Raw genomic sequence first — 6,159 nt, 5'->3', positions numbered from 1 at the left:
AGCGTCTCTTTAACAGATGCGCCGCCACTCATCATATCCTGAATCATGGTTACCCATAGATTCAGAACTCAACATAAAATGCAACTGTAGTGCTAGTTCGGCATCAACTACAACACGTTCGATTAGTCGGGCAGGCGGTATGGCAATCATGCGGTTGGAGACAACATAAACTTGCAGGGTATATCGGGCAGAAACCCGTATACTTCGTCTTTTACAAGGTAGGCGTTTGGATCAATAAATATCCGTATTATGTCTCAAGAAGGGCGCACTTTTTATATCGGCGCAATCTGTGTTCACGCTCAGGCTGAAAACAATGGAGTGCTGACAGAGAAAACGGCCCGCTACAGTCTACGTTTCCTTTTTCGGGTCGCTTTAGGAGCGACCCGTGACCTGTCAGGAGTTGACTGGAACCTATGCAAAACAGGCCTCTCCGTCAGAGGGCGGAGCGCCAGTCTGTCACCAGTTCGTAGGGCATAGGGTGATTTTTTTCTCCATAAGGAAAAGCGCGTGAGCGGCAATCGGTCCAATCGCACAGATGGCAGGTCAGGCCGACTGGAGCGGGCGGGGCCTGAAGGTTCAGGCTGTCGGCATAAATAATTTCCTTGGCGCGTTCAATTGAACAGCCCATTGCAATGGTGGAGATGGGCGGCGCCTGATGGTAGTTGGTTTTGGCTCCGGTGATCGTTCTGGCAAAGGTCAGAAATGTTTTGCCATTCGTAAATTCAACGATATCCACATGAAATCTCCCCGGTGTCAGAAATGCGGTACAGGCATTCCAGCGCGGGCATGGGTTGCCTTGTTGCAGGATGGGAAAACCGCAGGCGGAAAAGCTTTTGATAATATTGCCTGCAGGGTCAACGCGCGCGAAAAAAAATGGCACACCGCGTTCACCGGGTTTTTGCAGGCTTGTCAGCCGATGTGCTGCCTGATGAAACGAAACACCAAAATGGGCGGCCAGATTTTCTATATCGTAACGCAGGGCGCGGGCCTTCTGTACAAATGTCATATAGGGCATGAGAAGGGCTGCCGCAGCGTAATTGGCCAGTCCGAGACGCATGAACATGTCGGTTTCTTTGCTGATAGGTCCGTAAGCATGGATGATAGGAGCCATGACAGCATTGGCTTCGAGCATCATGAGGTGTGAACAGAGCAGAAAGCCGCGACTTTCACGAGGCATTTGTTCCGAAATAATCAGAATGCGTGAGGTAGGATCATAATGTTTCAGCTTTCCATCCAGAAGGGAAACCTGAACGATAATGCCATGATGGTGCCGCAGGCGCGAAACAACCGCACGGTTGGTTTCATAGGGGGGCAGAGATTCGCCTTCGGGCAGGCCATTATCTCGCGCCAACTGGTATCTGACGGATTCTGCGAAACTTTCCAGTTCGTCAAAGTAGTTGTTTCGTGTCTCGTAAAGCTGGCGCAGTGCATCCTGCGGTAGAATGATTGGATGGGTGTGCGCCTGTGCGTCCTGTGGCGTACGCCTGGCTGCACAGGCTGTTTTGTACAGGCTGAGAATGGCCCGCGCAATGGTAGGCTGCGTGGCCAGAACAGCAATTTCATGAACAGGAATATCGCTCTGCCCTCCCAGAGTGGGGTCGGCCAGTGCCTCAAGAAGCTGGGCTTCCAGACGATGTTCCTCAATTCCTGACAGCGCTTCGATTGAAACGTCAAGAATGCGGGTCAGCTTGATAAGCAGGGGCGCGGTGACAGTGCGCTGGTCATGTTCGATCAGGTTCAGATAACTGGTGGAAATACCCAGTCGGCCAGCCAGGGCCTGCTGGGTAAAGTTCCGTTCATGCCTCAGGCGGCGAATGATACGGCCTATGCGTGCTCCGGTCATGTCGGTCGTCTTCTTTTCTTCTTTTTCTTATAAAGAGGACTATGTGTAAAGAAGTTTACAGTATTACTATTTTTCTCTTCCTTCTGTTGTGGAAAATATTTCCCGTAGATGCTTACCATGAGCTTGCCGAAAACAAGAAGGAAAACAAGGCAATGGTTATCAACTCTATCGAAACCTTCATGAGCAGCCCCCGGTTTGATGGTATCCGGCGGGACTATACGGCTCAGGATGTCGCCCAGCTTTCAGGCTCCTTTCAGATCGAGCATACGTTGGCGCGTATGGGGGCTGAGCGCCTTTGGTCCTTGCTGCATAATGAACCTTATATCCACGCGCTGGGTGCCTTGACGGGCAATCAGGCCATGCAGCAGGTCAAGGCAGGGCTGAAAGCCATTTATCTCTCTGGCTGGCAGGTGGCGGCGGACGCCAATCTGATGGGAGAGATGTACCCGGATCAGTCTTTGTATCCGTCCAACTCTGTGCCCAGCGTTGTCAGCCGTATCAACAACGCCCTGCGCAGGTGCGATGAGATTTCACGCCTCGAAAACGATACTTCCCGCTACTGGATGGCACCGATCGTGGCGGATGCCGAGGCCGGGTTTGGCGGGCCTCTGAATGTGTTCGAAATGATGCGCGCCATGATAGCGGCTGGCGCGGCTGGCGTCCATTATGAGGACCAGCTTGCATCCGAGAAGAAGTGCGGCCATCTGGGTGGCAAGGTGCTGATTCCCATTGCGCAGCATATCCGCTCGCTCAATGCGGCGCGGTTGGCGGCGGATGTTGAAAGGGTGCCCACGGTGCTGGTGTGCCGTACGGACAGCCACGCGGCGCAGCTTCTGACATCGGATGTGGATGAGCGGGACCGGCCCTTCCTGACCGAAGAGCGTACGCCTGAAGGGTTCTTCCGTATCCGTGAGGGGCTTGGGGTGAAATACGCCATCGCCCGCTCGCTGGCATACGCGCCATATGCCGATCTGCTGTGGTGGGAAACGTCAGAGCCGAATCTGAAAGAAGCCGAAGAGTTTGCCAATGCCATTCACAAGCAGTTTCCGGGCAAGATGCTGGCCTATAACTGCTCACCATCCTTTAATTGGAAGAAGAAGCTCTCGCCAAAGCAAATAGCGACCTTCCAGCAGACAATCGGGAAGATGGGGTACAAATTCCAGTTTGTGACGCTGGCTGGCTTTCACGCGCTTAATCACTCCATGTTCCAACTGGCGCATGGCTATGCCTCCCGGGGTATGGAAGCGTATTCTGAACTCCAGCAGGAGGAATTCGCGGCAGAGGCCAGCGGCTACACTGCTACCCGTCATCAACGGGAGGTGGGAACAGGCTGGTTTGACGCCGTTGCCGTCGCGTTGAGCGGTGGGCGGTCCTCCACGACCGCCATGTGTGGCTCAACCGAGCTTGAGCAGTTTCATCACTGAGCCGCGTTTCTGGTCTGTCCCTGAAGTAAGGGAGGGCTGAGCGGTACAACACGGTGGTCAAGCATATCTGCGCATGTCTGACCACCGTGTGATGGAGTGAAAACCATGACGTATATTACTATTGGCACACTGCGGGTTGACCGTGGACTGTATGATTTTCTGGCGGACGAAGCCCTGCCGCATACTGGCGTGACGCCTGATGCGTTCTGGGCTGGAGTGGGCAGAATTGTAAACGCCATTGGCCCACATGTGCGCGAAAAACTGGCACGCCGTGCGCAGTTGCAGTCCCAGATTGATGTCTTTATGGCGCGCGAGCATGAATGTACGCCAGCACGGCATGAGGAATTTCTGCGTGAAATCGGATATCTGGTTGATGAGCCACGCCCGTTTGCAATTGCGACGGATAATGTGGATACAGAACTGACACAGCAGCCCGGCCCACAGCTTGTTGTACCCATAACCAATGCGCGTTATGTGCTGAATGCCGTTAACGCCCGATGGGGGAGCGTGTACGATGCCCTGTACGGCACAGACGCCATCGCCAGAGAGTGCGCGCTCCAGCCGGGGCAGACATACAATGCTGTACGAGGGCAAGTTGTCATCCGGCGTGTGCGCGCCTTTCTGGATGAGATCGCCCCTTTGATGACGGGTAGCCATGCGGATGTGGTTTCGTACTACATACAACATGGTGAACTGCACGCAAAGCTGGAATGCGGGCGCACGACAGGCCTGTGTCAGCCGGGGCAGTTTGTCGGTTTTTCCGGGGAGGTAAACGCGCTCAAGACTCTTCTGCTACGCAATCACCATTTACATGTTGAGATTCGTTTTGACCGCCATTCTCTCATTGGAGAGCAGGACAAGGCGGGTATAGCGGATGTGGTTCTGGAATCTGCTGTCAGTACCATTATTGATGCGGAGGACAGTGTAGCGGCAGTGGATGCCCAGGATAAGGTGCAGGTTTATCGAAACTGGCTGCATCTCATGCAGGGAACACTGACAGCGAACGTGCCCGGGGCTGAAGGCGTGTACACCCGACGTCTGGCACAGGACAGGCATTACTGTACCCCCGATGGCGCGCCATTGGTACTTTCAGGCCGTAGTCTGATGCTTTTCAGAAGTGTCGGGTGGCATATGAGCACGGATGCTGTGCTGGATGATGAGGGCAGGGCTGTTGCTGAAAGTATTCTTGATGTCGCCGTGGCGGCGGCTATTGCCATACATGATATCAAGGGTCTTGGCTGTTTCAGAAACAGCATGAAAGGGTCTGTATATATTGTAAGGCCCAAAATGCACGGACCGGAAGAAGCGGCTCTTTCCGTTGATCTTTTCAGCGCCGTGGAAGAGATTCTGGGGTTGGCGGCAGGTACTCTCAAAATAGGCCTGATGGATGAAGAAAGGAGAACCAGCGTCAATCTGGCGGCCTGTCTGTACGCCGCGCGGGACCGGGTATTTTTCATCAATACCGGCTTTCTTGATCGTACGGGAGACGAAATCCATACCGCCATGCAAGCGGGCGCTGTCGTCCGGAAGGGCGACATGAAACAGGCATGCTGGATGGCCGCCTATGAACAGCGCAATGTCGCCATTGGTCTGGCGTGTGGCCTGCGCGGACATGCACAGATTGGCAAGGGTATGTGGGCGATGCCTGACCGCATGGCGGATATGCTGGCCAGCAAGGGAGCCCAGTTGGAAGCGGGCGCCAGCACAGCCTGGGTTCCGTCACCAACAGCGGCAACATTACATGCGCTGCATTATCACATGAACGACGTCCGGCATACGCAGCTTCTTCTTTCCCGCGTGGCACCCCAGCCGGTGACGGAACTGCTGGTTCTACCCGTGGAAAAAGATATCACACGCTGGTCTGAGGCCGAAATAGCCGCAGAACTGGATACCAACCTGCAGGGTATTCTCGGTTACGTGGTTAGGTGGGTGGATATGGGTATCGGTTGTTCCAAGGTGCCTGATCTGAATGGCGTCGGGTTGATGGAAGACCGCGCGACGTTGCGTATTTCCTCGCAGCATATCGGCAACTGGCTTGCCCATGGCATTGTAACATCCAGACAGGTTGAAAAAGCTCTGCATCGCATGGCGGCGATTGTGGATGCCCAGAATGCCGATGCACCGGATTACCGTCCGCTGCTGGGTGATATGGAAGGACCAGCCTACCGCGCGGCACAGGAACTGGTGTTTGAAGGGGCCAGTCAGCCTTGTGGTTATACAGAAGAAATTCTGCACCGTTACCGCAGGATCGCCAAAGAACGGGATTGTGGCTCACGCGCTGGTGTGTTGGCGGCCTAGTGTTCATCTGCATGAAATGAGCCGGAGTGAACATTGTGTTTCCTCCGGTGCCTGCGTATGGCGTGCTGTCTTTAGGGCGCGCCGTGGTTTGTCTGGCGTTTCCGTTCCGATGTTCCTGCTTTGCTGGACAATGGGGGTTTTCATGGTGCAGGCGTTTTTTATCCTGCTTTTCTTTCAGTTTCTAGGGACAGCCTTACAGGATGCTTTTCATCTATCCGTGCCAGGGCCAGTTATCGGCATGTTTATTCTGGCGGCCTGTCTTATTGTCCGAAAACAGTATGCCACAAGGCGGCATGTGCGCGGGGCTGGTTCAGCCTTGCCTGACCTTGTGACGGAGCAGGAGGCCATCCCGCAGGACCTGGCACGTGTAGCGCGTAGTCTGATTGGGGCTCTTGGCCTGCTGTTTGTGCCTGCGGGGGCTGGCATAGCTGGCCAGTTTTCCGTGCTGCGCACTAATGCATGGCCTGTCTGTGTAGCTCTTGTGGGGTCCACATTGCTGGGGCTGGTGGTAACGGCACTTGTCATGCACGCCATGACACAGGGCCATGCCCCGCCGGAAAACCTGAGCGATAATGGGGGGCAGGTGCTTTAGTC

Annotated in this window: 4 protein-coding genes and 1 pseudogene; 3 read left to right on the top strand and 2 right to left on the bottom strand. The window is 54.7% G+C overall.

Features of this window, described 5'->3' with window-relative positions; translation table 11 throughout:
- Positions 1 to 105: 105 nt before the first annotated feature.
- Both HNR55_RS17115 and HNR55_RS15710 read right to left on the bottom strand, forming a co-directional pair.
- Positions 106 to 251 (bottom strand): annotated as a pseudogene (locus HNR55_RS17115) (YaiI/YqxD family protein); the annotation flags it as partial.
- Positions 252 to 433: 182 nt separating this feature from the next.
- Positions 434 to 1,843: a helix-turn-helix domain-containing protein gene (locus HNR55_RS15710; RefSeq protein WP_166116902.1), complete on the bottom strand. Its 1,410-nt coding sequence runs from the start codon at positions 1,841 to 1,843 to the stop codon at positions 434 to 436.
- A gap of 152 nt (positions 1,844 to 1,995) precedes the next feature.
- On the opposite strand from HNR55_RS15710, the gene aceA reads away from it, so the two are divergent.
- The 3 genes from aceA to HNR55_RS15695 all read left to right on the top strand — a co-directional run bounded on the left by aceA (position 1,996) and on the right by HNR55_RS15695 (position 6,157).
- Positions 1,996 to 3,267, top strand: coding sequence for an isocitrate lyase (gene aceA / locus HNR55_RS15705; RefSeq protein WP_166116904.1), 1,272 nt, complete (start codon positions 1,996 to 1,998; stop codon positions 3,265 to 3,267).
- Between the two features lie 105 nt (positions 3,268 to 3,372).
- Complete coding sequence (locus tag HNR55_RS15700; RefSeq protein ID WP_166116906.1) at positions 3,373 to 5,565, top strand: malate synthase G; 2,193 nt, start codon at positions 3,373 to 3,375, stop codon at positions 5,563 to 5,565.
- A gap of 16 nt (positions 5,566 to 5,581) precedes the next feature.
- The gene (locus HNR55_RS15695) at positions 5,582 to 6,157 is read left to right on the top strand and encodes a CidA/LrgA family protein (RefSeq protein ID WP_311771610.1); all 576 of its coding nucleotides are present in this window, start codon (positions 5,582 to 5,584) and stop codon (positions 6,155 to 6,157) included.
- Positions 6,158 to 6,159 lie beyond the last annotated feature (2 nt).

It is taken from the genome of Acetobacter lovaniensis (assembly GCF_014207635.1).
In the GTDB taxonomy this organism is placed as follows: Bacteria; Pseudomonadota; Alphaproteobacteria; order Acetobacterales; family Acetobacteraceae; genus Acetobacter; species Acetobacter lovaniensis.
Note: the sequence above shows the minus strand (reverse complement) of the source record. Positions and strands in the feature narration are given on the sequence as shown.